This window comes from Paraburkholderia graminis C4D1M, from assembly GCF_000172415.1.
GTDB lineage: Bacteria > Pseudomonadota > Gammaproteobacteria > Burkholderiales > Burkholderiaceae > Paraburkholderia > Paraburkholderia graminis.
Window position 1 is genome coordinate 81,058 of sequence record NZ_ABLD01000024.1, and the last position, 23,585, is coordinate 104,642.

23 protein-coding genes and 1 pseudogene are annotated in these 23,585 nt (G+C 62.3%); 14 read left to right on the forward strand and 10 right to left on the reverse strand.

What is annotated here, in order from left to right; genetic code table 11:
* Nucleotides 1-142: 142 nt before the first annotated feature.
* From BGRAMDRAFT_RS27165 to BGRAMDRAFT_RS27175, 3 genes are read right to left on the reverse strand one after another with little or no spacing between them, the layout of a single operon-like run.
* Nucleotides 143-1,090 carry an ABC transporter substrate-binding protein gene (locus BGRAMDRAFT_RS27165; RefSeq protein WP_006052100.1) on the reverse strand — a complete coding sequence of 316 codons (948 nt, stop codon included), beginning with the start codon at nt 1,088-1,090 and terminating at the stop codon, nt 143-145.
* A gap of 48 nt (nt 1,091-1,138) precedes the next feature.
* Nucleotides 1,139-2,170: an ABC transporter permease gene (locus BGRAMDRAFT_RS27170; protein WP_029966054.1), complete on the reverse strand. Its 1,032-nt coding sequence runs from the start codon at nt 2,168-2,170 to the stop codon at nt 1,139-1,141.
* Nucleotides 2,163-3,722, reverse strand: a complete 1,560-nt coding sequence (locus BGRAMDRAFT_RS27175; protein WP_232292376.1) for a sugar ABC transporter ATP-binding protein — start codon at nt 3,720-3,722, stop codon at nt 2,163-2,165. Before BGRAMDRAFT_RS27175 ends, BGRAMDRAFT_RS27170 begins: the two co-directional genes overlap by 8 nt.
* Before the next feature lie 239 nt (nt 3,723-3,961).
* On the opposite strand from BGRAMDRAFT_RS27175, the gene BGRAMDRAFT_RS27180 reads away from it, so the two are divergent.
* The gene (locus tag BGRAMDRAFT_RS27180; RefSeq protein ID WP_006052103.1) at nt 3,962-4,663 is read left to right on the forward strand and encodes a FadR/GntR family transcriptional regulator; all 702 of its coding nucleotides are present in this window, start codon (nt 3,962-3,964) and stop codon (nt 4,661-4,663) included.
* A gap of 123 nt (nt 4,664-4,786) precedes the next feature.
* On the opposite strand, the gene BGRAMDRAFT_RS27185 is transcribed toward BGRAMDRAFT_RS27180, so the two are convergent.
* Nucleotides 4,787-5,539 (reverse strand): SDR family oxidoreductase, encoded by a 753-nt coding sequence (locus BGRAMDRAFT_RS27185; protein WP_006052104.1) that lies wholly within the window; start codon nt 5,537-5,539, stop codon nt 4,787-4,789.
* 99 nt (nt 5,540-5,638) lie between these two features.
* Here BGRAMDRAFT_RS27185 and BGRAMDRAFT_RS27190 point away from each other — a divergent pair, with 99 nt between their 5' ends.
* Nucleotides 5,639-6,559, forward strand: coding sequence for an AraC family transcriptional regulator (locus BGRAMDRAFT_RS27190; RefSeq protein WP_006052105.1), 921 nt, complete (start codon nt 5,639-5,641; stop codon nt 6,557-6,559).
* Nucleotides 6,560-6,593: 34 nt separating this feature from the next.
* Here BGRAMDRAFT_RS27190 and BGRAMDRAFT_RS27195 read toward each other — a convergent pair whose 3' ends face one another.
* Nucleotides 6,594-7,427 carry an oxidoreductase gene (locus tag BGRAMDRAFT_RS27195; RefSeq protein WP_006052106.1) on the reverse strand — a complete coding sequence of 278 codons (834 nt, stop codon included), beginning with the start codon at nt 7,425-7,427 and terminating at the stop codon, nt 6,594-6,596.
* A gap of 108 nt (nt 7,428-7,535) precedes the next feature.
* On the opposite strand from BGRAMDRAFT_RS27195, the gene BGRAMDRAFT_RS27200 reads away from it, so the two are divergent.
* The 8 genes from BGRAMDRAFT_RS27200 to BGRAMDRAFT_RS27235 all read left to right on the forward strand — a co-directional run bounded on the left by BGRAMDRAFT_RS27200 (nt 7,536) and on the right by BGRAMDRAFT_RS27235 (nt 13,030).
* Nucleotides 7,536-8,516, forward strand: coding sequence for an AraC family transcriptional regulator (locus BGRAMDRAFT_RS27200; RefSeq protein ID WP_006052107.1), 981 nt, complete (start codon nt 7,536-7,538; stop codon nt 8,514-8,516).
* Between the two features lie 115 nt (nt 8,517-8,631).
* Entirely contained in the window at nt 8,632-8,943 is a 312-nt protein-coding gene (locus BGRAMDRAFT_RS27205; protein ID WP_006052108.1) for a hypothetical protein, read from the forward strand.
* A 158-nt stretch (nt 8,944-9,101) separates the two neighbouring features.
* The gene (locus BGRAMDRAFT_RS33330) at nt 9,102-9,704 is read left to right on the forward strand and encodes a DUF4142 domain-containing protein (RefSeq protein WP_006052109.1); all 603 of its coding nucleotides are present in this window, start codon (nt 9,102-9,104) and stop codon (nt 9,702-9,704) included.
* 110 nt (nt 9,705-9,814) lie between these two features.
* A complete protein-coding gene (locus BGRAMDRAFT_RS27215) occupies nt 9,815-9,997 on the forward strand; it encodes a hypothetical protein (protein ID WP_006052110.1) in 183 nt (60 codons plus the stop codon).
* 111 nt (nt 9,998-10,108) lie between these two features.
* Nucleotides 10,109-10,351: a DUF3460 family protein gene (locus BGRAMDRAFT_RS27220; protein WP_006052111.1), complete on the forward strand. Its 243-nt coding sequence runs from the start codon at nt 10,109-10,111 to the stop codon at nt 10,349-10,351.
* 70 nt (nt 10,352-10,421) lie between these two features.
* On the forward strand, nt 10,422-10,760 hold the full coding sequence (locus tag BGRAMDRAFT_RS27225) for a DUF4148 domain-containing protein (protein ID WP_006052112.1): 339 nt from the start codon (nt 10,422-10,424) through the stop codon (nt 10,758-10,760).
* A gap of 139 nt (nt 10,761-10,899) precedes the next feature.
* A complete protein-coding gene (tcuC, locus tag BGRAMDRAFT_RS27230) occupies nt 10,900-12,195 on the forward strand; it encodes an MFS transporter (protein ID WP_006052113.1) in 1,296 nt (431 codons plus the stop codon).
* 52 nt (nt 12,196-12,247) lie between these two features.
* Nucleotides 12,248-13,030, forward strand: a complete 783-nt coding sequence (locus BGRAMDRAFT_RS27235; RefSeq protein ID WP_006052114.1) for a substrate-binding domain-containing protein — start codon at nt 12,248-12,250, stop codon at nt 13,028-13,030.
* Nucleotides 13,031-13,069: 39 nt separating this feature from the next.
* Here BGRAMDRAFT_RS27235 and dctA (BGRAMDRAFT_RS27240) read toward each other — a convergent pair whose 3' ends face one another.
* Genes dctA (BGRAMDRAFT_RS27240) through BGRAMDRAFT_RS27250 form a run of 3 tightly spaced genes read right to left on the reverse strand, consistent with a single transcriptional unit; the run spans nt 13,070 to nt 16,211 of the window.
* On the reverse strand, nt 13,070-14,371 hold the full coding sequence (dctA, locus tag BGRAMDRAFT_RS27240; RefSeq protein ID WP_006052115.1) for a C4-dicarboxylate transporter DctA: 1,302 nt from the start codon (nt 14,369-14,371) through the stop codon (nt 13,070-13,072).
* Nucleotides 14,368-15,297, reverse strand: a complete 930-nt coding sequence (locus tag BGRAMDRAFT_RS27245; RefSeq protein ID WP_006052116.1) for a LysR family transcriptional regulator — start codon at nt 15,295-15,297, stop codon at nt 14,368-14,370. Before BGRAMDRAFT_RS27245 ends, dctA (BGRAMDRAFT_RS27240) begins: the two co-directional genes overlap by 4 nt.
* Nucleotides 15,276-16,211, reverse strand: a complete 936-nt coding sequence (locus tag BGRAMDRAFT_RS27250; RefSeq protein WP_006052117.1) for a helix-turn-helix transcriptional regulator — start codon at nt 16,209-16,211, stop codon at nt 15,276-15,278. The genes BGRAMDRAFT_RS27245 and BGRAMDRAFT_RS27250 overlap by 22 nt, the downstream gene beginning before the upstream one ends.
* A gap of 359 nt (nt 16,212-16,570) precedes the next feature.
* Between BGRAMDRAFT_RS27250 and BGRAMDRAFT_RS27255 the strand changes: the two are divergent.
* Nucleotides 16,571-17,901 (forward strand): annotated as a pseudogene (locus BGRAMDRAFT_RS27255) (MFS transporter).
* Between the two features lie 28 nt (nt 17,902-17,929).
* Here the strand turns inward: BGRAMDRAFT_RS27255 and BGRAMDRAFT_RS27260 are convergent.
* Nucleotides 17,930-18,892, reverse strand: coding sequence for a LysR family transcriptional regulator (locus tag BGRAMDRAFT_RS27260; protein WP_006052120.1), 963 nt, complete (start codon nt 18,890-18,892; stop codon nt 17,930-17,932).
* Between the two features lie 119 nt (nt 18,893-19,011).
* Between BGRAMDRAFT_RS27260 and BGRAMDRAFT_RS27265 the strand changes: the two genes are divergently transcribed.
* From BGRAMDRAFT_RS27265 to BGRAMDRAFT_RS27275, 3 genes are all read left to right on the forward strand, one after another.
* Nucleotides 19,012-20,178, forward strand: a complete 1,167-nt coding sequence (locus BGRAMDRAFT_RS27265; protein WP_006052121.1) for a mandelate racemase/muconate lactonizing enzyme family protein — start codon at nt 19,012-19,014, stop codon at nt 20,176-20,178.
* 150 nt (nt 20,179-20,328) lie between these two features.
* Nucleotides 20,329-21,687: a C4-dicarboxylate transporter DctA gene (gene dctA, locus BGRAMDRAFT_RS27270; protein ID WP_006052122.1), complete on the forward strand. Its 1,359-nt coding sequence runs from the start codon at nt 20,329-20,331 to the stop codon at nt 21,685-21,687.
* A 118-nt stretch (nt 21,688-21,805) separates the two neighbouring features.
* Nucleotides 21,806-22,597 (forward strand): SDR family NAD(P)-dependent oxidoreductase, encoded by a 792-nt coding sequence (locus BGRAMDRAFT_RS27275; RefSeq protein WP_006052123.1) that lies wholly within the window; start codon nt 21,806-21,808, stop codon nt 22,595-22,597.
* A gap of 66 nt (nt 22,598-22,663) precedes the next feature.
* On the opposite strand, the gene BGRAMDRAFT_RS27280 is transcribed toward BGRAMDRAFT_RS27275, so the two are convergent.
* On the reverse strand, nt 22,664-23,585 hold a 922-nt coding region (locus BGRAMDRAFT_RS27280; RefSeq protein ID WP_044021906.1), incomplete at its 5' end, for a serine hydrolase domain-containing protein.

Here is a 23,585-nt window from a genome sequence, read left to right on the forward strand (position 1 = left end):
GTCTTGTCGATCACCGGACGGCGGATCGATTCTGTAAAAAAACGGCATACGTTGCCGATAAAACGTTGGCGTGGGCACGAAGGTGATCCGCATGGGCACATGCCGGCGCGCAGCTATAAAGCGTCGCGCCGGCGAACGCTCATCAATAGAGAACGTTCTTTGCCTCGGACGAATCGAGGTTCTGTTTCTCGACCATCATCACTCCAGTGTCGACCTGCTTCGACACAGGCTTGCGCTCGATCACCTTCACGATCGTCTCGATTCCCTTGTAGCCCATCTGATACGAGCTTTGAACCGCAATGGCCTGGATCGTGCCGTCGCGAACAAAGCCCTGCAAATCCTGATTGCCGTCGAAGCCGATGGCAATCACCTTGCCGCTTTTCCCAGACTGTTGAAGGGCGCGTCCCATGCCCACGGCGGTCGGCTCGTTCGCGCCGAAGACGCCCTTGAGATCGGGATTGGCCGACAGTACATCGGTGGTCTGATTGAGCGCGTTCGCCATCTGCGACTGCGAGTAGAACGGGCCGACCAGTTGCAGCTTCGAATGCGCGGCAATGTACTTGCGGAATCCGCCGACGCGGCCCACTTCCGATCCGGCGCCCGGCACATATGACATGACCGCCACCTTGCCGGTCTGTCCGACACGGTCGATCATCGCCTTTGCGCAGAGTTCGCCGGCCTTCGCGTTATCGGTCGACAGGAACGACTGGTAGTACTGCTTGCCGGCATCGGACACGGACGAGTCGATCAGCACGACGGGGATATGGGCTTCCCACGCTTTCTTCATCGCGGGCACGAGCGCATCCGGGTCCGACGGCGCGAGGACGATGCCCGCCACATGCCGGTTCACAGCGTTCTCGACCATGTTGACTTCGTCCGCGATAGCCGACTCCGTCGCGGGACCCTGGAAGGTCATCGTGTAGCCCTTCGCATCGGCCATTGCAGCGGTCGCGCCTTTCTGGACGTTCTGCCAGTAGTTGGAGTTGGCCGTCTTCACGATCACGGCAATCTCGCCGCCTGCCGCTTGCGCATACGCGCTGAACATTGCACACATCGCCGCGGCCGCAGCCAGTACGGATACCTTTTTCATGTCTCGCTCCTTGATTTGTGGTTTCAACTGCGTCTTCTGATTACGACTTTATGACTTCCGGTTTCGGAGTTGATCGATCCATACGGTGCCGAGAATCACCACACCGATGATGATCTGCTGGATAAAGCTCGATACGCCGTTCATGTTGAGCCCGTTGCGCAGCACGCCGATCACGAATGCGCCGATGGCCGTGCCGGAAATCGTGCCGACGCCGCCCATCAGCGACGTGCCGCCGATCACCGCGCTCGCAATCGCATCGAGTTCATACATCACACCTTCGTTCGGCTGCGCGGTGACGAGGCGCGACATCAGCACGCAACCGGTCGCGCCGGCCAATACGCCGGACAGCACATAAGTGAAGAGCTTGACGCCTTGCACGTTGACGCCGGAAAGCCGCGCTGCTTCCGCGTTCGATCCGACCGCGTAGATATGACGGCCAAGGGAGGTGCGCGAAAGCAGTATCGACACCGCGACGAACAGCACGACCATGATCACGACCGGATACGGAATGCCCGGAAAAACCGTGTCGGGAAAACCGTCGGCGCCGATGTGAGAGACCTTGAAAAGCGCGCCATTGCCGAGTTCGCCGAAGGCGTCGCCGAGACCGGAGACAGGTCTTGCGCCCGTGATCTGCAACGCGACGCCGCGGGCGACGAGCATCATGCCGAGCGTTGCGATGAACGGCGGCAAGCCCATGCGCGTGACGCAAATGCCGTTGACCCATCCGCACGCTGCGCCAACCAGCATGCCGCCCAGCATCGCGACAGGAACCGGTACGCCCGCCTTGACGAGCAGCGCGGCCGCGACACCGGCCAGCGCCAGCACCGATCCCACCGACAGGTCGATGCCGCCCGTGATGATCACGCACGTCGCGGCCACGCCGAGATACGCGATCGACGTGACCTGGAGCGCAACGGTCAGCAGATTGCCCACCGAGAAAAACGCGGCACTGGTCAGCGAAAACGCGACGACCAGAACTGCCAGGCTCCCGAGCGCCGCGAATTTCTGGATCAGGTCGCGGCGTCGCTGCCGCGCCTGCTTCTCGATGGCCTGCTCGCGGCCCGATGTGATCTCAAGCATGACTTCTCCCTGATGCATGGTGCAAGATCTCCTCCTGATTCGTTTGTCTTGTCTCGAGGACCGCGGTAATGCGCCCTTCGTGAAATACGGCAATGCGATCGGTCATGCCGAGCAGTTCCGGCAACTCCGAACTGATCAGCACGACGCCGACGCCTTTCGCGGCCAGTTGGTCCATCAGCGTATAGATCGCGTACTTCGCGCCGACGTCGATGCCCCGCGTCGGCTCGTCGAAAAACAGGATGCGCGAGCCGCGGTACAACCATTTGCCGATCACGATCTTTTGCTGATTGCCGCCGGACAGGTTCCGCGTAATCTGCCTGACCGTCGGCGTGCGGATCGCGAGTTCGCGAACGTAGCGTTCCGCGATTGCCGTCTCTTCGGCGAAACGCAGAAAGCCGCGCGACGAGATGGCGCGAACGTTGGTGAGCGTGATGTTTGCCGACACCGGCATCGACAGCGCGAGGCCGTCTTTCTTGCGGTCCTCGGACAGATACGCGATGCCGTGACGAATCGCTTCGCGCGGTGAGCGGATCTCGACCGGCGTATCGCCGAGCAGAATCGAACCCGAGTCGGGCCGCTCCGCGCCGAAGATCGCGCGGGCGACTTCGGTGCGTCCCGCGCCCATCAAGCCCGCGAAGCCGAGAATTTCGCCCTTGCGCAACTCGAACGAGACCGGGCCGAAGGTGCCCGCTCGCTGCAGATCGCGCACCCTGAGCAGAATGTCGTTCGTCGGAGTGGACTGACGCGCGGGATAGGCGTCGTCGAGCGCGCGGCCCACCATCCGCGCGACGATTTCATTCACGTTGGTCGCCGCGAGATCGGTCGTTGCGATATGACGGCCATCGCGCAACACCGTGACGCGATCGACGATCTCGGCCATTTCGTCGAGCCGATGCGAGATATAAAGAATCGCGACACCGTCGGCGCGCAGTTCCTTGATGATGCGAAACAACTGGACCGTTTCCGATTCAGTCAGCGACGACGTCGGCTCGTCCATGATGAGCACGCGCGCATTCAGCGACAGCGCCTTCGCGATTTCCACCATCTGCTGCTGCGCAATCGACAGCGCGCCGACCAGCGTAGTGGGCGACACGTTCAGCGCAATGCGTTGCAGCAGGCGCTGCGCGTTGGCGTTCATCGTCCGGTAGTCGACGAACGGGCCGCGCTTCGGTTCGCGCGCAAGGAAGATGTTTTCCGCGACGGACAGATGAGGCACCAGGTTCAGTTCCTGGTGAATGATCGCGATGCCGGCCGCCTGCGCCTCCGAGGTGGAAGAGAACTGCACGGGCGCGCCGTCGTAGCACATCACGCCATCGTCCGCGTGATATTGACCGCTGATGATTTTCATCAGCGTCGACTTGCCCGCGCCGTTCTCGCCGCAGATCGCGTGCACTTCGCCGGAGCGCAGATCGAGATCGACGCCGTCCAGCGCCACGACGCCGGGGAAACGCTTGCCCACTCCCCTGAGTTGCAAGACCTCCCGGGGAACTGGCGGCTCAGGCGCCTGGCCTGGCCGCGGCTGCGCGGTCGTTTGTGTCAATCCCGTCTCCATTTGTTCAGGAATCTGCGAGCCGGCACACAGGAACGGAATCCCGCCGACTGGTCAGTCCAATTTGAGCAAATTAGAGCGCATAACCGCTTATCTGGTCAAGCCAATTTAGCGTTGCACAACTGGTCATTCCAATAAGGGAAACCCTGAGTTCGCAACTGCACGCGTGGCCGGGCCTCGTGGCCGCGTGCTAGACTTTGCCGCGGCCGCGCTTTGCGGCCCTCCGACGGACCCTGCGGACAATGAAGCAAACTGAGCCAAAGCGGCTTTACCAATCTGTGGCGACGCAGATTCTCGCGCTAATTCAACAGGCCGGGCTGCAGCCGGGCGCGCGTCTGCCCGCCGAACGCGAGCTTGCCAATACGCTCGCCGTATCGCGTCCTTCGTTGCGTGAAGCGTTGATCGCGCTCGAAATAGGCGGGCAGATCGAGATACGGATGGGCTCGGGCGTCTATGTCCGCGATTCGAAGACCGGCGGCGACAATGCGGTGCCGGCCCTCGGCGAGAGTCCTTCCGAACTGATGCAGGCGAGGGCGGCAATAGAGGGGACTGTGATCGTGCTGGCAGCAGGCAAGCTGTCGGCGGCCACGCTCGACAGATTGCGCCGCACGGTGCTGCGAATGAAGCGCCTGGCGGCCGCGGGCAAATCGCCGGTCGATGCCGACCGGCAATTTCATATGCTGATCGCGGAGATTGCCGGCAATTCGGTGCTGAGCCGCTTCGTTGCCGAGATGTTCGATAGCCGCCATGACCCGATTGCGGCGGCGATTCGCGATCACTCCGAAAGCACCGAAACCTGGTCGGCCGCGGTACGGGAGCACGAGGAAATTCTCAAGGCGCTGCAGAGCGGCGATCCGATTGCCGCGCAGACGGCCATGCGGACGCACCTCAAAGCGTCGGAGGAACGTTGGATAGCAGGTGTATTGCGGCAGGGCGACGTTTAAGTTTATCTTGCGTCGCTCGCCGCAAGTGCATGCCGGCCATGTCGGAACATGGCGGCCAATGCGCGACTAATTAGTTAGGATGGCGAACGTCGAAGTACGTTGCCGATACGACGGACAATTCCATTAGCGTAGGCCGCGCGCGTTGTACCACTCGACAGCGTCTTCTCCTGCGGGAATATTGAACGGGCTCGAAGAATCGGTGGCCGCGAGCCAGACAGCTTCCGCGACATCTGCTGCGTGCGTGACGGTCGTCTCTTTCTCCCAGTTTGCGAATATCTGCTCGACGAGCGCGCCGTAGGGCTCGGGAAAGCCGCTTTGCATCCGCGACCGTGCGTTCTCGCCGAAGCGCGTGGAAGGTGCGCGTCCCGGCAGCACCACCCGTACGCGCACATTGAACTGCTCGAGTTCGAGCGCGAGCGATTCGCTGAACGCATTGACCGCCGACTTGCTCGCGGTATAGACCGAGAGCAGATGCAACGGCCTGCACGTCACCGTCGACGTGACATTGACGACCACGCCTTCGCGGCGCTCGCGAAACTGCGGCAACACGGCCTGGGTCATTGCGATGGTGCCGAGCGTGTTGGTCTCGAAGATCTCGCGCGCGGTGTCCATCGGCGTACCTTCGACGGCGTTCAGAAAGCCGATGCCGGCGTTGTTGACGAGCACGTCGATCGGACCGGCCGCATCGACGGCGGCGCGAATGCTTTGCGCGTCCGTTACGTCGAGCGGAAGAATCAAAAGACGGTCGGAAGCTGCGAACACATCGTCGCGTGGCGTGCGCATGGTGGCGATCACGCGCCAGTCGCGAGCGAGAAAATAGCGCGCGATTTCCACGCCAAAACCGGACGAGCAGCCGGTAATCAAAACGGTCTTCATGTCGACTCCTGGGGTCGGTGACAGTCCCCAGACGATACTTCGTGAAGGGTCGGACTTGCTACAATCGAACGTCCATGTTTCATTCGAAATCGTCCATCCATGACCGATCCGCTCGCTGAAGTCGTCACCTTGCTTCAGCCGACTCCGACCTTCTCGAAGGTGCTGAGCGGCGCCGGGCGCTGGCGCGCGAGCCGCACGGAAATCGGACAGCCGTTTTATTGCGTGGTGCTCGACGGGTCGCTGCGTCTGTCCGTCAACGGCTGCGAGCCGCTCGTTCTGCAGGCCGATGACTTCGTGCTCGTCCCGGAGGTTTTTGGCTTTTCGGTAACGAGCATGGAGCCGCCCGACGACGACGCGTTGCCTCAGAGCGCGCCTACCGCGCTGCCCGACGGCACGTTTCGTTTCGGCGATCCCTCCGCCGCGCCGGAAGCGCAGTGGCTTGCCGGCCTCTGCGCGTTCGGTTCGCCGGATGCCGCGTTGCTGGTCTCGCTTCTGCCCAGGCTCGTGCTGGTGCGCGGCGATCGCCGGCTCGCGACGCTCGTCAAACTCGTGCGGGACGAATCGCGCGCGCAGCGGCCCGCGCGCGAAGTCGTGCTCGCGCGCCTGCTCGAAGTGCTCTTCATTGAAGCATTGCGATCGACGCAAACCGGCGCATCGCCCGGACTCATCCGCGGTCTCGCCGACGCGCGTCTCGCGCCTGCGATTCGCCAGATGCACGAAAGCCCGGAAAAGCTTTGGACCGTCGCAGAACTCGCGAAGGCCGCCGCGCTCTCACGCTCGTCGTTTTTCGACCGATTTAGCCGCGCAGTCGGCGTCGCGCCGATGGAATACCTGTTGTCGTGGCGCATGGCGATCGCTAGAAACCTGCTGCGCCGGGCCGAAGTCGGCGTCGCAACCATCGCGACGCGCGTAGGTTATAGCTCGGCGAGCGCATTCAGCGTCGCGTTCACACGTCATGTCGGCATGCCGCCGACGCAGTACGCCCGCGAGGCTTCAGGCGCCGCGCTTCGAGAGGAATAGGCAATGCAGCGTGCTTGCACGTTGCCTGGCATGCTCAGCCATCCGTCGAGACAGTGACGCTTTCCCACGCGCGGATTTCATCTTCGAGCGACGACAACTTGCCTCGCACCAACGCGAGTGCATCGCTGCCGAGCAAGAGATGAACGGGCGGATTGGCTGCGTCGATTGCGGCAAGCATCGCGCGCGCGGCTTTGCGTGGATCGCCCAGTTGCTTGCCGCTTTTTTCCTCGCGAGCCTGGCGCACGGGATCGAACGTCTGGTCGTAGTCCGCGATCGAGCGGGGTGTCCGTTTCATCGAACGGCCGGCCCAGTCGGTGCGGAACGAGCCGGGCGCCACGGCCGTCACCGCGATACCGAATGGCTTGACCTCTTTGGCAAGCGCTTCGGACATGCCTTCAAGCGCGAATTTGCTGCCGCAATAGTAAGCAATGCCAGGCATGGTGATGTAGCCGCCCATCGACGTGATGTTCAGAATGTGGCCGCGCCGGCGCGTTCGCATGAAGGGCAACACGGCTTTGATCATGGCGACAGCGCCGAACACATTCACATCGAACTGTCGACGCATCTCCGATAAAGGCGATTCCTCGAGAATGCCTTCATGACCGTAGCCGGCATTGTTCACGAGCACATCGATCGGGCCCACGCTGGTTTCGATTTCGGCCACGACGCCGTCGATGGCATCGAAATCGGTCACATCCAGAATGCGTCCAATAGCGCCGCTCGCGCTGAGCGACTCGAAGTCGCGCCTGGCTTCCGCGCTTCTTACCGTACCGACGACCTGGTGGCCCATCGCGAGCGCTTCTTGCGCGAGCGCCCGGCCAAAGCCGCTGCTGACGCCCGTGATAAGCAGAGTTTTGCTGGATGACATTGAAGCACGCTCCGTCGTGTTGAGTGAAAAGTGCATGCTAATCTTGCGAGCGGGACACCGAAAGCCCGGTTCCACTAATTTTCTTGCCTAAAGCTATGAACGCAAACTATGAACGCAAAACGCGTCTTCGCCGAGCAGCCTGAACTGTTGCGCGCCAACCAGAAGCGCATCGTTGCGCTGCTGCGCAAGCTCGCGCCCGACGAGGGCTACAACCTGACCGCGTTGCCGGGCGTGCGCATCCTGCGCTCGAACCGGGCGCTGTCGCGTACGCCGGTGCTCTACGATCCCGGCATTGTGATCGTTTGCCAGGGACGCAAGCGAGGTTACTTCGGCGATCAGCTTTATCTCTACGACGAGCGCCATTACCTTGCCGTGTCCGTGCCCGTACCGTTCACGATGGAAACCGACGCGAGCCCGGCGCGTCCGCTGCTTGCGCTGTATCTGCATCTCGATCTCGCGATGGCCGCGGAACTCGCCGCGCAGATCGATCGCGAAGGCGTGACGGAAGCCGCGACGGAAGCCATCGAGGCGCCCCAGAGCATGATGTCGACGCCGATGGATGCGGCCATGCAGTCGTCGGTATTGCGCTTGCTCGAAGCGTTGCATCGGCCGCTCGAAGGCGCTGTCCTCGGTCCGGGGCTGCTGCGCGAACTGTACTTCCGCGTGCTCACCGGCGCGCAGGGACGCTCGATGAGAGAGGCGCTGGCAATGCGCGGACCGTTCGGCCGCATCGGCAGATCGCTGCGCCTCATCCATGCCGCTTTTGCAGAGCCGCTCGACGTGATGCAGCTTGCCGACGAGGCGGGCATGAGCGTGCCGAGCTTCCATAGCCACTTTAAGGCGGTCACCCAGGTGTCGCCGATGCAGTACGTGAAGTCGACGCGTCTGCATCAGGCTCGTCTATTGATGGTTCGCCAGGACCTGACTGCGGAAGCCGCCGGTCACGCCGTGGGCTACACGAGTCCTTCGCAGTTCAGCCGCGAGTTCAAGCGCCTGTTCGGCTTGACGCCGGCGGCGGAGGCGAAGCGCATGCGCGAAAGTTTCGCGCTGCCGGCTTTCGCGGATGCGACGTATGTGTCGTCGCATTGAGCTCTTGCAGACTTGGCCATCTTCGCCGACGTCCGCACTGTGAGCCAGGAACACGGCATGCGCCGCCGTGATCGTTGGATCAAGTTTGGCTAAGTTGGATTAAAGGAGACACCACATGAAGATCGCGACGAAGTTCGAGCCGCTGCTTGCGGCGTTGGTGCTCTCGCTCGCCGGTTGCGCGACGGGCGGCATGCAGCAGACCGCGCAACGGCATCTGAGCGCCGCGCAATGCCGCGATCTCACCGATCTGCGCAACAAGGCGCCCGCCACGCACGAGCGCAGCATGAGCGAGCTGACGGCGCTGCGCAGCGCGGGCTATCACCCGGAATGGCGCTTCGATCCTTATTACCCGGCCGATCTCGAAGCGGCGCAGCGCCAGGTGAACATCTGGTACGAGACCGAATGCACGCAAGCTCAACCGGGCTGATCGCGCGCCAGGCATAGCCCATGCTCGGTACGTCGTCGAGATGAACTTGCGCCCAGGCATCCGCGTATCGCGAGCGGATGAACGAGGCCGCCATCGCCTTCGACGAGCAACGACCGCTGCCCACGCATCGCAGGCGGTTGCATCCGGGAGAGCCGACTATGAATCGCATCGACAGCACTAGCGGCGCGTCAACCCAGGCGCGCAACACGTCGCGCCACGCGCCGCGAAGCCGGTTCTTTGCTTTTGCCGCGCTGTGTTGCGCCACGATGCTCGCCGCAGCGGGATGCCGTTTAATGCAGTCGGGCGCCGAAGTCACGCCCACCGATCAGCAGTTCATGCTGACGGCGGCGAGCGTCGGAACCGCTGAAATCGACCTCGGCCAATTGGCGGCGACGCGAGGCAGTTCGCCGGAAGTCCGCTCGTTCGGCGAGCACATGGTCGCCGAACATACGCGGATCAACGCCGAGCTCACGCAGCTCGCGGACACGAAACATGTCCGGCTCCTGAAGGCGATGGACCCCGCGAATCACACGCTTTACTCGGAACTGTCGCATTTGTCCGGAGCGCAATTCGATCGCGAATACATGATCTCGCAACTGCACATTCATCGGATGGGTAACTCGCTCTATGCCAGCGAGGCCGCGCAGGGCGAAGACCGGGACGTCAAGGCATTCGCGGCGCGAGGTGTGCCCGTCGGCAAGGAACATCTGCAACATGCAGCCGAGCTGGCACAAGCGCTTGGGGTGTCTTCGTCGAAGTGACCTATCGAAGCGCCGCTCGCGAAGCAGCGCTTGTTTTTTTGGACCAGCGACGTGTGCGGCTCGCGCGTCGCTGGATCGTTACCGCGCCATGCGCAAATGGAGGACCAATCGTGAAGACCGCTCCCCCCGATAATCGCACCGAGCAGGACGCCAAGGCCGAAGCAAACTCCGGCAAGCCTGCAACGACGCCCAGCGGCAAGCCGGGCAGCGGACAACACGCGGCGAATCACACCAAGGCCGGCAAGGACCACGGAGCCGGCGGCGGCGCAAAGCAACGGCACGGGCCGCGTTAGCGCTTGTTGCCGGTATGCGCCGCGTGGCACGCGGCTAGCTGTATTCAGCAATGCACACGCGCACGCGCGGTTCGGCGTGCGCCTTCAATGTGGACGATGTGAGAGAGTGAAATGAAGCTATTCGGCCGCTCGTCAAATAACGCTTCGGATGCGACAAAAGGGCTATACGTATCGCCCTTCGAGCAGTTTCTCAATCAGTACAAGGCGACGCATCCCGAGGTGGACAGACAGCAGATGGAGGGCAGGGCGTTGCTGTGGGACAAGTTTCCGATGCAAGGCAATACGACCGATGAACCGTACGGACAGGTTCGTCTGCGTCAGCCGGGCTATGTGTACTACAGTGGAGACGAATAGACGCTGTTCCAACATTCGCGTGTAACGGTCGTAAATTCGACATGCAGTATTTTTGTGGAGCGCAACCGGTATGAGCACACGGCAAACATTTCGGCCGGCACGGTGGGCACTGCCGGCAGTGTGGGCATCGTCGGCTTTCGCGCTTCTGCTCGCCGGTTGCGTGGTCGGCGGCGCGCCATACGCGGGACCGCATCTCAGCCCGACGGAGTGCCGCGACCTCGCGGCGCTAAAAACCAACGCGCCGCCGACGATGGGCCAACATCAAAGCGAACTCGCGGCTCTCAGGAAAGCCGGCTACGACCCGTCGCCCTGGTATGACGATCCCTACTATCCCGACGATCTGCAAGCCGCGCAGCGCCTCGTCGACTACTGGTTTCAGACGGAGTGCCCGCAATCGCAGACCGGTTGAGCCGCGCCGCGATTGATAACCACCGTGCATCGATCATTCAGAAAATAGCACTTATCGTTTCCCGCGCGCCGGGCGAAGATTCGACAAACAACAAACCGCCCGCACCCCCGCGAGTTCGAAATTTCTGGAGACACCCTCGATGCATGCTTCCTCAACGCCTGTGGCTCCCGGGCAATCGAAGACATCCGCCGTGCTGCGCGTGACGGCAGGCAACTTCCTCGAGCAGTTCGACTTCTTCCTGTTCGGCTTTTACGCCACGCAGATCGCCGCCGTGTTTTTCCCGGCGGGCAGCGAATTCGCTTCGCTGATGATGACGTTCGCCGTGTTCGGCGCGGGCTTTCTGATGCGGCCGCTCGGCGCGATCATCCTCGGCGCGTATATCGACGATGTCGGCCGGCGTAAAGGCCTCATCGTCACGCTGTCGATCATGGCGAGCGGCACAATCCTGATCGCATTCGTACCCGGCTACGCGACGCTCGGACTTGTTGCGCCGGCGCTCGTGCTGATTGGACGCCTGCTGCAAGGTTTCTCGGCGGGCGCGGAACTGGGCGGCGTCTCGGTCTATCTCGCCGAAATGGCGACGCCGGGCCGCAAGGGTTTCTTTACCAGTTGGCAGTCGGCGAGCCAGCAAGTGGCGATCGTGATCGCGGCGGCGCTCGGCTTCGGGCTCAATCAGTGGCTCGATACGGCGGCGATCGCTGCGTGGGGATGGCGCGTGCCGTTCTTCGTCGGCTGCATGATCGTGCCGTTCATCTTCATCTTGCGACGCAATCTCGAGGAGACGCGGGAATTCAAGCAGCGTCAGCATCGCCCGAGCATGAAAGAAGTCTTCGCGACGCTCGTGCAGAACTGGAATGTCGTGGTCGCGGGCATGCTGCTGGTCTCGATGACCACCACGAGCTTCTATCTGATCACGGTGTATGCGCCGACCTTCGGCAAGACGGTCCTGCATCTGAGCACCGCGGACAGTCTGCTCGTCACGCTGTGCGTGGGCATCTCGAATTTCATCTGGCTGCCCATCGGCGGCGCGCTGTCCGATCGCATCGGGCGTCGTCCGCTGCTGCTCGGCATGACGCTTCTGGCGATCGCGACGGCCTATCCCGCGCTGTCGCTGCTGGCTCACGCGCCGAGCTTCGTCAACATGCTGCTGGTGCTGCTGTGGCTCTCGTTCATGTACGGCATGTACAACGGCGCGATGGTCGTCGCGCTCACCGAAGTGATGCCGGTCGAAGTGCGCGTGGCTGGCTTCTCGCTGGCATACAGCCTCGCGACCGCGGTGTTCGGCGGCTTCACGCCCGTCATCTCGACCGCGCTGATTCACATGACAGGCGACAAGGCCGCGCCGGGCTACTGGATGAGCTTCGCCGCGATGTGCGGCCTCGGCGCGACCATCGCACTGTATCGACGCCGTGCCGCGCCGCTGCGTGCAGCTTAGTGATGCATCGCTGCGTCGCTCGTTCGGACTTCACACTGACATTCTTCCGACCATGAAATCCTTCTTCCTGAACTTGTGTACCGTGGCGTTGCTCGGCAGCGCCGCCGCTGTGACGAATGTGCAGGCCGCCGATCTGCGCGTGATGAGCTCGGGCGGCTTCACGGCCGCCTACAAAGTGCTCGGACCGCAATTCGCGGCGTCGACGGGCAATACACTTGATACCGCGTTCGGCCCGTCGATGGGCAAGTCGCCCGAAGCCATTCCGAACCGGCTCGAACGCGGCGAGCCGGCCGACGTGGTCATCATGGTCGGCTATGCACTCGACGACCTCATCAAGCAGCGCAAGGTGATCCCCGATTCGCGCGTCGAACTCGCGGATTCGCGCATCGGCATGGTCGTGCGTGAGGGCTCGCCGAAGCCCGACATCGGCTCCGAGGCGGCGCTTAAGCAAACCTTGCTGCATGCCCGCTCGATCGCTTACTCGGACAGCGCAAGCGGCGTGTATGTCGAGCGCGAACTGTTCAAGCGGCTCGGCATCGAGGAACAGATGAAGGGCAAGGCGAAAATGATCCCGAAGATCCCGGTGGCGTCGGTCGTTGCAAGCGGCGATTACGAATTGGGATTTCAGCAGGTGAGCGAGTTGCTGCCCGTGAAGGGCGCGGCGTACGTCGGCAAGATTCCGGAGTCGCTGCAGTCTGTCACGCGCTTCGCGGCCGGCATTCCGGTCGGCGCGCAGCATCCGAAGGAGGCCAAAGCGCTGCTTGAGTATCTTGCGTCGCCCGCCGCGCAGCCGGAAGTGCGATCGACCGGGCTCGATTCCGTCGCCTCGCACTGACGAAGGCAACCATTCAACGCAATCATTGAAGGCAAGCACTCAGCCCGGCAGATCGGCGGGCTGATCGAATGCTTCTTCCGGCGCGTGCGCGAGGCTCAATGCTTCTCCCAGACGCGTCCGGTCGCAGGCACGCTCCCACATCGATACGAAGATCACCGCGCACGCGTTGCTGATCACACTCGTCAGCGCGCGCGCTTCGGACATGAATCGATCGATTCCGACCAGCAGCGCGACACCCGCAAGCGGCAAGTCGGGAATCACGGCGAGCGTCGCGACGAGCGCGACGAGCCCGCTGCCCGATACGCCCGCCGCGCCCTTCGACGTCAGCAGCATGACGGCGAGCATCGTCGCGATCTGGCCGCCGGAGAGCGGGACATCGCAGGCTTGAGCGATGAACATCGAGGCAAGCGTCAGGTAGATCGCCGTGCCGTCCAGGTTGAACGAGTAGCCCGCAGGCAGCACGAGACCCACGATGCCCTTGTCGCAGCCGAGCGCTTCGAGCTTGACGATAAGGCGCGGCAACACCGGTTCCGTCGACGACGTCGCGAGCACGATCACGAGTTCCTCGCGAATGTAGCGCAGCAGCCTCCACAGCGAGAAGCCATGCAGCCGCGCGAGCGGACCGAGCACGCAGATCACGAACAGCAGACACGCCACGTAGAACGACAGCATCAGCATGCCGAGCGAGCCGATCGAACGAATGCCGAAGCGGCCGACCGTGAACGCCATCGCGCCGAACGCGCCGGCGGGCGCAAGCCGCATGATCATCGCGAGGATGCGGAAGAGCACGTCCGCGACACTGTCGATCATTTCCTGCACCCGCCGCCCGGCTGTTGGGCTCGCGTTCAATGCAAAGCCGAACAGAAGGGCGAGCAGCAAAACCGGCAGCACTTCGCCTTTCTCGAACGCGCCGACGAGCGTCTGCGGAATCACATGCAGCGCGAATTCGACGAGTCCGTGCGACTCGGTGCGCGCCGAATAGTGCGCGAGGATGGCCGTATCCAGATGATGCGCGTCGATGTGCATTCCCGCGCCCGGATGCAGCGCGAACGCGGTGCCGAGCCCGAGAACGAGCGCGACGATGGTCAGACAGTAGAAGAGCGCCAGCGCCTTCAGGATGGTCCGGCCGATCTTCGAGCCGCTCGCGAGCGAAGTAATGCCGGTGACGATCGTGCAGAACACGATCGGCGCGATCATCATGCGTACCAGCGCGACGAACGCATCGCTGAGCGGTTTGAGCGATGCGCCGATCTGCGGCCACACATGGCCGACGGTCATGCCGAGCGCCATGCCGAGCAGCACCTGCACGTAAAGCAGCCGCAATGGCCTGGCCAATGTCATTTCGAAGTCTTCTTGGCCGCGCGCGCCGTGCTGCTGCGTCTGGCCTCGAGAATCATCTGATGGAACTGTTGCGCGGCCGGCGCAAGCGGGCGGCCGCGGCGTTTGAGAATGCCGACGCGCCTCGTCACGACCGGATCGACGAGCGGCACGCCGGTCAAGATGGGATGATCGCGCATCGGCATCGCCATCGAAGGCACCGCGGCCACACCGAGTCCCGCTTCGATCAGGCCGAGCAGGGTGGTCACATGGCGCGTCTCGCAGACGCTCGGCACGGGCGGCGCCACGCTGGTCAACGCCTGATCTAGCAGCAGGCGGTTGCCGGATGTCTTGTCGACGGAAACGTATTCGTGTTCATAAAGCTCGCTCCAGGACACGCGCGTCTTGCGGGCGAGCGGATGATCGCGCCGGCATGCCGCGACGAACCTTTCCTGTAGCAGAACCTTGAACTCCACCTCGGGCTCCTGGCTGCCCATGAAGCTGACGCCGAAGTCGGCTTCGCCGCTGATGACCGAGCCGAGCACTTCGTTCGCGCTCGAGTCGAGCAGCTTGACGCGGATGCGCGGATAGCGGGCGTGATAGGCGGCAACGACGCTCGGCAGGAAATAGTACGCAACCGACGGCACGCAGGCGATGGTCACATGACCAAGGCGGCTGCTGGAAACGTCGCGGATGCCAAGCAAGGCGACGTCGAGATCGTCGAGAAGCTGTTCCGCGCTCGGAGCGAACACGCGGCCGACGGTGGTCAGCGTCACGCTGCGCGTGGTCCGCTCGAACAGCCGCACGCCGAGCGCCGCTTCGAGTTTCTCGATGCGCCGGCTCAGCGCCGGCTGCGAGATATTGACCGCCTCCGCTGCCTTGCGGAAACTGCCCAACTCCACGACGGCTCGAAACGCCTGCAAATCGTTCAGGTCGAAGTTGACGCCCAAGAGCCATCCCCCGTATTTGATTCGACGCTCGCCGTCACCAGCTCGCGCAATCCTCGATAAGCCTGCTTCAACGTCTTGCCGCTGGTGTCGTAAGCAACGTCCGCGCGCGCATAGAGTTCCGAGCGGCCGGCGAGGATGCGGCGCAGGTCGTCCATGGCTTCGCTTCGGCCTGCCATCGGCCGCAGATCGCCCTGATCGATAACACGCTGCATGTGGTCCTCGGGCGTCGCGCGCAACCAGACGGTGAAGCAGCGCGACAGAAGCAGGTTGAATGTGCGCGTCTCCGATACCAGTCCACCCGGCGACGCGATGACCGCTTCCGCTTCGCGCTTCAGGACTTCTTCGAGGGCTCTGAACTCATAACGCCGATAGGCGGTCGCGCCATACAGCGCATGAACCTCGGACGGCTTGCAGCCCGCAATCCGCTCGATCTCGCGCGTGAGTTCGATAAACGGCAAGCCCATTGCATCGGCCAGCATTTTGCCGAGCGTCGATTTGCCGGCGCCTCGCAAGCCGATCAATGCAATCCGCCGATAGCGGCCAGGGTCCGCGGAACGGGCGGCGAGCGACTGCCTGAGTGTTTCGAGCGAGTGCTGCAACGCAGCCGGTGGCTGATCGCGCAACAACTCCAGGATCTGCTCGCCTTCGGCCGAGCAACTCAACGGATCGCCGACGAGCGCCGCGACTGAGCAGCCCAGCGTTTGCGCGAGTTGCGCGAGCACGAGCAGGGACGCGTTGCCGCTGCCCATCTCCAGATTGGCCAGATGACGTTCGGACACGTTCGACTGATGAGCCAGATCGCGCCGCGTCATGCCTCGCCGCGCGCGCAAAAGACGGACGCGCTCACCCAGTGCGACGAGCACGGGCTCTTTGGGCGCTGCGTCGGCGGCCGCGTCGGTCGGCGATGAATTCATTCGATTCCCACGAAGGCGGACGGCTGAAGTAGCCGAGTATATCGCCGCCCGGCGGCCGTCGACGGAGCGGCCCTCCGCGAGCCCTCGTCGACCCGATGCAACGCGCTGCGCTAGTGTTAACGAGCATTATGGTGCATGTTAAGTGTGCTCTATAGTGCATTCACTCGGGGCGGGCGGGTTTCGCGATGCGGCTAACGCTGCCGCCGCGTGCATCGAACTGACGAACGGCAATACAGCCGCGCCGAAATCCCGCCAAGGGCACTTACACGAGCGGCAATCCCAATCAGGCCGCCAGCTACACCTGTTCCTGGCACGCCGTGCGCGTGCGCCTCGTTCAAGCCGGTTCAAGGAGAACCAACATGCGGCACATCGATATTCACAAGCTTGGCGACGACGCGCGCTTTACGCGTCTACATGCAATCGTGCTCGCCATGTGCACGCTGGTGATCATCTTCGACGGCTACGATCTGGCGGTCGCGGGCATCGCGTTGCCGTCGATCATGAAGGAGATGGGCATCAAGGCGACCAGCGCCGGCTTCATGGTCAGCACCGCGTTGTTCGGGATGATGTTCGGCGCGGTGATCTTCGGCACAATCGCGGATCGTATCGGCCGGCGCTGGACGATCGCTGCTTGCGTCTTGCTGTTCAGCGTGTTTACCGCGGCGGCCGGCTTCGCCAGGGACCCGGTGACGTTCGGCGCGTTTCGCTTCGTCGCCGGATTGGGTATCGGCGGTGTGATGCCCAACGTGGTCGCGAAAATGTCCGAGTACTCGCCGCGCAAAATCCGCAGCACGATGGTGACGTTGATGTTCAGCGGCTATTCGGTCGGCGGCATGCTGGCGGCGCTGCTGGGCAAAGGTTTGATCGAGCGCTTCGGCTGGCAGTCCGTGTTCATCGCCGCGGGTCTGCCGGTTCTGCTGATTCCGTTCGTATTGCGAATGATGCCGGAGTCGATGGCGTTCCTGCTTCGCACGGGCCGCACCGACGCGTTGCGCTCCATCGCCGCGCGTCTCGTGCCCGATTACGTTCCGCAGAAGACGACCGCTTCGTTTTGTCCGATGGCGGCACGGCGCGCGCGACGCCGATCGGCAAGCTGTTCCAGGATGGACGCGCGTTCGGCACCGTCATGCTGTGGATCGCCTTCTTCATGTGCCTCTTCATGGTCTACGCGCTGAGTTCCTGGCTCGCGAAATTGATGGCGAGCGCCGGCTACACGCTCGGCTCGGCGCTGACGTTCGTGCTGGTGCTGAACCTCGGTGCGATGATCGGCGCGATCGGCGGCGGGTGGCTCGCGGATCGCTTCAACATCAAGCATGTGCTGGCTTGCATGTATGCGCTCGCCGCCGTGTCGATCACGTTGCTCGGCTTCAAGATGCCGACGCCGGTACTGTTCTTCGTGGTCGGACTCGCCGGTGCGTCGACGATCGGTACGCAGATTCTCACTTACGCATATGCGGGGCAGTTTTATCCGCTGGCGATCCGGTCGACGGGAATCGGCTGGGCGTCGGGGTTTGGCCGAAGCGGGGCGATTCTCGCGCCGATCATCATCGGCATTCTGATGGAAATGGCGTTGCCGCTGAAGCTGAACTTCGTCGCCATTGCGGCGCCGGCCGTGATTGCCACGATAGCCGTGCTGTTCATGGATAAAAACAGACAGAGCGTGGCCGCAGTAGAGCAAGCGACGGCGTGAGTGGCTCAGGGCACTAGGCACGTCGCCATCATTTGCGCGCGTTTCGTTTATTCCGTTCACGCGGTTGAACGCCTGTTTCGACCGGCGTGAACGGCGCCTGAAACCGGCTGACCAAAAAGTCGATGAAGGCGCGCGCGCGAACCGTCTGGTTCTTCTGCCGAGGGTAATAGACAAACAGATCGGCCGATGGAAGCACCGTGTTGGGCAGCACGAGATTGAGCCGTCCGCTCTGCACGTACTTGGCCAGATCCCATTCGGAGCGGATCAGGATTCCATGTCCGTCCAATGCCCAGCGAAGCACGATGTCGCCGTCGTTGCTGGACAGCGCGCCTTTTACCTTGATCGCCTCGATATGGTCGTTGACGATATAGCGCCAGACGCCGTACGCATCGTCGTTTTGCCGATGGATGATGCAGCGGTGTTCGGCGAGATCGTCAACGCGCTCGGGCGTGCCGTACTTCTCCAGGTACTTCGGCGATGCGCAGAGAAAGCGGCGGTTGCTCATGATGCGCCGCGCGCTGAGCCGGCTGTCCGGTAGTTCGCCGAATCGTATTGCCATATCGAACGCGCCTTCGACCAGATCGACGGGGCGGTCCGTTACTTCGAACTGAACTTCGACGGCCGGAAAGCGCTTCGCGAACTCCGAGACGAGCGGGGCAATCGTCGTGCGGCCAAATCCGAGCGTCGCGTTGATGCGCAGAAGACCTTGCGGGTCGCGCTTCGCTCCCGAAATCGCCTCTTCCATCTCGCGCACTTGCCCGACGATTTGCGACGCATATCGCAGATACGTTTCGCCTTCGGGCGTGAGACTCACGCTTCGTGTGGTTCGATTCACGAGGCGCACGCCGAGGCGCTGCTCGATCACGCCGAGTCGCTTCGTCGCGGCGGGCGGCGACAGATCGAGCGCTCGCGCTGCCCCGGACAAGCTCCGCAGTTTCGCAAGCAGAATGAAAAACTCGAAGTCGGTGGCGGGTTGGGTGGCAGTATTCACCGAATGTGAAAAATGAAATGAATCGAAGTGCAGTTTAGCAGCGTTTCCGGCGATTAAGCTACGTCACATATTGCAATCGACGTATCGCAATCCTCTGCCAAAACTCTGGAGACTGTGCCGTGAGAATCGTTGAAATCCGCGAAAAGACCGTTCCGATCAGTTCCCCGATCCGCAACGCGTATATCGACTTCAGCAAGATGACGCTGAGTCTGGTCGCCGTCATCACCGATGTGATCCGCGACGGCAAGCCGGTGGTGGGCTACGGCTTCAATTCGAACGGCCGCTACGGCCAGGGCAAGCTGATGCGCGAGCGCTTCATTCCGCGCATTCTCGAAGCGGACCCTGCCTCTCTCGTCAACGATGCAGGCGACAACCTCGATCCGCACAAGATCTGGGCGACCATGTTCACCAACGAAAAGCCCGGCGGTCACGGCGAGCGCTCGGTTGCAATCGGCACGATCGACATGGCGATCTGGGATGCAGTGGCGAAGATCGAAGGCAAGCCGCTGTTCCAGTTGCTCGCGGACCGTTATGGCAATGGCCAGCCGGATCGCAAGATCTTCGTGTATGCGGCGGGCGGCTATTACTACCCCGGTCAGGATCACGAGAAGCTGAAAGACGAGATGCGCAGCTATATCGACCGCGGGTATACGGTCGTGAAGAAGAAGATTGGCGGCGCGTCGCTCGATGAAGACCTGCGCCGCATCGACTCGATTCTCAGCGTGCTGCAAGACGGCCAGAAACTCGCCGTCGACGCGAATGGCCGCTTCGATCTCGATACCGCGATTCAGTACGCGAAAGCGCTCTCGCAATACGACCTGTTCTGGTACGAGGAACCGGGCGATCCGCTCGACTTCGAATTGCAAGCCACGCTGCGCAACTATTACGACAACCCGATGGCAACCGGCGAAGACCTGTTCTCGATGCAGGATGCCCGCAACCTGATTCGCTACGGCGGCATGCGTCCCGACCGCGACTGGCTGCAGTTCGATTGCGCGTTGAGCTACGGCCTCGTCGAATACCTGCGCACGCTCGACATGCTGCGTCAGCACGGCTGGTCGCCGAGCCGCTGCATTCCCCACGGCGGCCATCAGATGTCGCTGAACATCGCGGCTGGACTCGGCCTCGGCGGAAACGAGTCGTATCCGGACCTGTTCCAGCCGTATGGCGGCTTCCCCGATGGCGTCAAAGTCGACAACGGCTACATCACGATGCCGGACTTGCCGGGTATCGGCTTTGAAGGCAAGTCCGATCTGATCGCCGAAATGCGCAAGCTGTCCGTATAAAACCTCGCAGTAAAAATGCATCGGCGGCGCCCGTCGGTGCACACATAAAAAATACAACGAAGGCGAAAGCGAGCCGTGGTCGCCAGGGCGGATTGCTCCGCTGTGGCCGCACGTCCTCTTTCCAGAAGACGCCAGTCACAGGAGACAGACATGCTGGTATCGAAAGGCAGGAAAATCGTCTCGAAGCTCTACGTGCAGGTTCTCATCGGCATCGTCGCCGGTATCCTGGTGGGGCACTTCTATCCGGACATTGGCTCGCAACTCAAGCCATTGGGTGATCTCTTCATCAAGCTGATCCGGATGCTGCTTGCACCGATCATCTTTGCCTCTGTCGTGGTCGGCATTGCGCGCATGAACGATCTTCATGAAGCGGGGCGAGTCGGCGTGAAGGCCGTTGTTTACTTTGAAGTTGCATCGACGATTGCGCTCTTGATCGGAATGGTGGTCGTCAATGTCATCAAGCCGGGTAGCGGAATGAACGTCGATCCGTCGCATATCGACGGCGCGGCAATCGCGACTTACACGCACGCGGCGAAGCAACACGGCATGCTCGAGTTCTTCATGAGCATTGTTCCGAACAGCATTGTCGGGGCATTCGCAAATGGCGAAATGCTGCCGATCATTTTCTTCTCCGTTCTTCTCGCCATCTCGCTTGCCAAGCTCGGCCCACGGACCGCGCCGTTTGTCGACATGCTGGACATGTTCTTGCAGGGCATGTTCGGGGTGGTGCGGATCGTCATGTACGTTGCACCGATCGGCGCGTTCGGCGGCATGGCGTTCACGATCGCGAAGTACGGTATCGGCACGCTGGCGTCGTTCGGCGAACTGATGCTTTGCCTGTATCTGACGTCGATTTTCTTTGTCGTTGTCGTGCTTGGCTTCGTGATGCGGCTATGCGGACTTTCGCTCTGGAAGTTCCTTCGCTATATCAAGGACGAAATTCTGATTACGCTTGGCACGGCGTCGACGGAAGCCGTATTGCCGCAAATGCTCATCAAGATGGAGAAGATGGGATGCTCACGTCCGGTAGTCGGCATGGTGCTGCCGACCGGCTACACGTTCAATGCGGATGGCACTGCGATTTACCTCACGATGGCGGCGTTGTTCATCGCGCAGGCCATGAACATTCATCTGTCGATCTGGGACCAGTTGCTCGTACTCGCCGTGCTGTTGCTGACGTCAAAAGGATCAGCGGGTGTCGCAGGAGCGGGATTCGTTGCATTGGCGGCAACGCTGGCGTCGATGCACAAGATTCCCGTCGAAGGGCTCGTATTACTGCTCGGTGTCGACCGCTTCCTCAACGAGGCGCGCGCGGTCACGAACCTGATCGGCAATGGCGTTGCGACTGTCGTGGTGGCGCGTTGGGAAGGGCAGATCGATATGGATAGAGCCCGTGTGGTGCTGAATCGCGAGAACACCGACGAGATTGAAGAGTTGCGGCCGGCCGCGCATCCGGCCGCGGAACCAGCGTCTGCGAGCGAAGCGCCGGTTGGTTCGAACGCGCATTGAATTAGTGGAGGCGAGCGCGAATAGATAGCGAGTATGTCAATATCAGCATGACGGCATCCGGTTGTTCAACACCGGATGCCGTCATTTCTATTTCATCCACGGAAAAGGAAAATTGCTGATGGACCTGAACCTGAAAGGCAAACTCGCGCTGGTTAGCGGAAGCACGGCCGGCATCGGCCTCGCTATCGCAAGCACATTGGCGCAGGAAGGCGCTCGTGTGATCGTCAATGGCCGCTCGCAGTCGTCGGTGGATGAAGTGGTCGCTCAACTGAAAGCGGACACCGGCGGCGACGTGCTTGGATTCGCTGGCGACCTCAGCACGGCCGCCGCAGCCGACGAACTCGCGCGACGCTATCCCGCTGTCGAAATTCTGGTCAATAACCTGGGCATTTTCGAGCCGAAGCCGTTTGAAGAGATTCCCGACGCGGACTGGCAGCGTTTCTTCGACGTCAATGTGCTGAGCGGCGTACGCCTTGCGCGCCTGTATCTGCCCGCGATGAAGCAGGCGAACTGGGGGCGCATTATTTTCATTTCGAGCGAAAGCGGCGTGCAGATTCCCGCCGAAATGATCCACTACGGCGTGACGAAAACCGCGCAGCTCGCGGTCTCGCGCGGGCTGGCCGAAGCCGTCGCGGGCACCGGCATTACGGTCAACAGCGTGCTGCCGGGGCCGACCAAATCGCGCGGCGTGGGCGAATTCGTGGAGACGCTCGCGAAGGCCGACGGCAAATCGTTCGAAGCATTCGAGAAGGAGTTCTTCGAGAAGGTGCGTCCCACATCGCTCATCAAGCGATTCGGTTCGCCGCAGGAAATCGCGTCCCTCGTCGCGTATATCGCCAGTCCGCTTGCGTCGGCCACGACCGGCGCTTCGTTGCGCGCCGATGGGGGCGTCATCAAGAGCGCGTTCTAGACGACAGATGGCCGGCATCGCGCCGGCCTCTGCACACTTCGACTTGGCGATTCGCGGCGGAACATGTCACGCGCTGTGGACGGCATCGACCGCATCGAGCACCAGTCCAAAGAACTCGTTGGCGGCAGCCGGATTCAACCAGCGGACCACAACGGTCATGCGTCGCTCGGGCTCGATCCACGTAAAGGAACTGCCCGCGCCGACGCCGAAATAGCTCGATGCCGGCACGCTCGGAAACACCTTGCGGTCCGTATTGAGCCACACGAGATAGCCGTAAAACGGCGCGATCGCGCAAGGCGTGCGCATGCGCGCGATCCATTCGCGCGACAGAACACGGCGGCCGTTCGCGACGCCTTCGTCGAGCAGCATCTGCGCGACCTTGAGTTGATCGTTTGCGCTCACCGACATGCCGCCGCCCCAATGCGTGCCGCCCGGCACCGATTGCATGCGCCGTCCGTCTATCTCGACCCATGCGTTGTCATAGCCGACCCATTGCCAGTTTTCGCTGGCGCCGGCCGGGCGCATGAGGGCTTCGCGAAAGACCTCGGGCAACGGTCGACGAAACAGATGAAGCAGCGCGAGCGACAACTGGTTGATCCGCACGTCGTTGTATTCCCAGTACGTGCCGGGACGCTGCAACGGACGCAAGTCGCCCTTCTTGCCATCCGGCGGTGCGGCGAAGTTAACGGCGCGATAGTGATCGGCCTGGTCGGACAAACCGAAATAGGTGCCTTGCCACTCGCTGGTTTGCTGAAGCAGTTGCGCCCAGGTGACGGCTGCGTTGTGCTCGTCGTCGAAACCGATGTTCGGCACGCGCAGACGCACGGGCTCGTCCACATCGGGCAGCAAGCCGCGATCGTGCGCGACGCCTGCGAGCAACGCGAGGTACATCTTCGCGACGCTGAAGGTCAGGTCCGCGCGATCGGGTTCGCCCCAGGTGGTCAGCACACGGCCGTCGACGGCGATCGCGCCCGACACCGCCCGCGAT

Coding starts and splice junctions, on each gene's coding strand:
- BGRAMDRAFT_RS27200 (WP_006052107.1), top strand. CDS start 7,536: ATGAACGCAAAACGCGTCTTCGCCGAGCAGCCTGAACTGTTGCGCGCC.
- BGRAMDRAFT_RS27195 (WP_006052106.1), bottom strand. CDS start 7,427: ATGTCATCCAGCAAAACTCTGCTTATCACGGGCGTCAGCAGCGGCTTT.
- tcuC (WP_006052113.1), top strand. CDS start 10,900: ATGCATGCTTCCTCAACGCCTGTGGCTCCCGGGCAATCGAAGACATCC.
- BGRAMDRAFT_RS27275 (WP_006052123.1), top strand. CDS start 21,806: ATGGACCTGAACCTGAAAGGCAAACTCGCGCTGGTTAGCGGAAGCACG.
- dctA (WP_006052115.1), bottom strand. CDS start 14,371: ATGACATTGGCCAGGCCATTGCGGCTGCTTTACGTGCAGGTGCTGCTC.
- BGRAMDRAFT_RS27170 (WP_029966054.1), bottom strand. CDS start 2,170: ATGCTTGAGATCACATCGGGCCGCGAGCAGGCCATCGAGAAGCAGGCG.
- BGRAMDRAFT_RS27235 (WP_006052114.1), top strand. CDS start 12,248: ATGAAATCCTTCTTCCTGAACTTGTGTACCGTGGCGTTGCTCGGCAGC.
- BGRAMDRAFT_RS27175 (WP_232292376.1), bottom strand. CDS start 3,722: ATGGAGACGGGATTGACACAAACGACCGCGCAGCCGCGGCCAGGCCAG.
- dctA (WP_006052122.1), top strand. CDS start 20,329: ATGCTGGTATCGAAAGGCAGGAAAATCGTCTCGAAGCTCTACGTGCAG.
- BGRAMDRAFT_RS27180 (WP_006052103.1), top strand. CDS start 3,962: ATGAAGCAAACTGAGCCAAAGCGGCTTTACCAATCTGTGGCGACGCAG.
- BGRAMDRAFT_RS27220 (WP_006052111.1), top strand. CDS start 10,109: ATGAAGCTATTCGGCCGCTCGTCAAATAACGCTTCGGATGCGACAAAA.
- BGRAMDRAFT_RS27185 (WP_006052104.1), bottom strand. CDS start 5,539: ATGAAGACCGTTTTGATTACCGGCTGCTCGTCCGGTTTTGGCGTGGAA.
- BGRAMDRAFT_RS27250 (WP_006052117.1), bottom strand. CDS start 16,211: ATGAATTCATCGCCGACCGACGCGGCCGCCGACGCAGCGCCCAAAGAG.
- BGRAMDRAFT_RS33330 (WP_006052109.1), top strand. CDS start 9,102: ATGAATCGCATCGACAGCACTAGCGGCGCGTCAACCCAGGCGCGCAAC.
- BGRAMDRAFT_RS27165 (WP_006052100.1), bottom strand. CDS start 1,090: ATGAAAAAGGTATCCGTACTGGCTGCGGCCGCGGCGATGTGTGCAATG.
- BGRAMDRAFT_RS27225 (WP_006052112.1), top strand. CDS start 10,422: ATGAGCACACGGCAAACATTTCGGCCGGCACGGTGGGCACTGCCGGCA.
- BGRAMDRAFT_RS27190 (WP_006052105.1), top strand. CDS start 5,639: ATGACCGATCCGCTCGCTGAAGTCGTCACCTTGCTTCAGCCGACTCCG.
- BGRAMDRAFT_RS27205 (WP_006052108.1), top strand. CDS start 8,632: ATGAAGATCGCGACGAAGTTCGAGCCGCTGCTTGCGGCGTTGGTGCTC.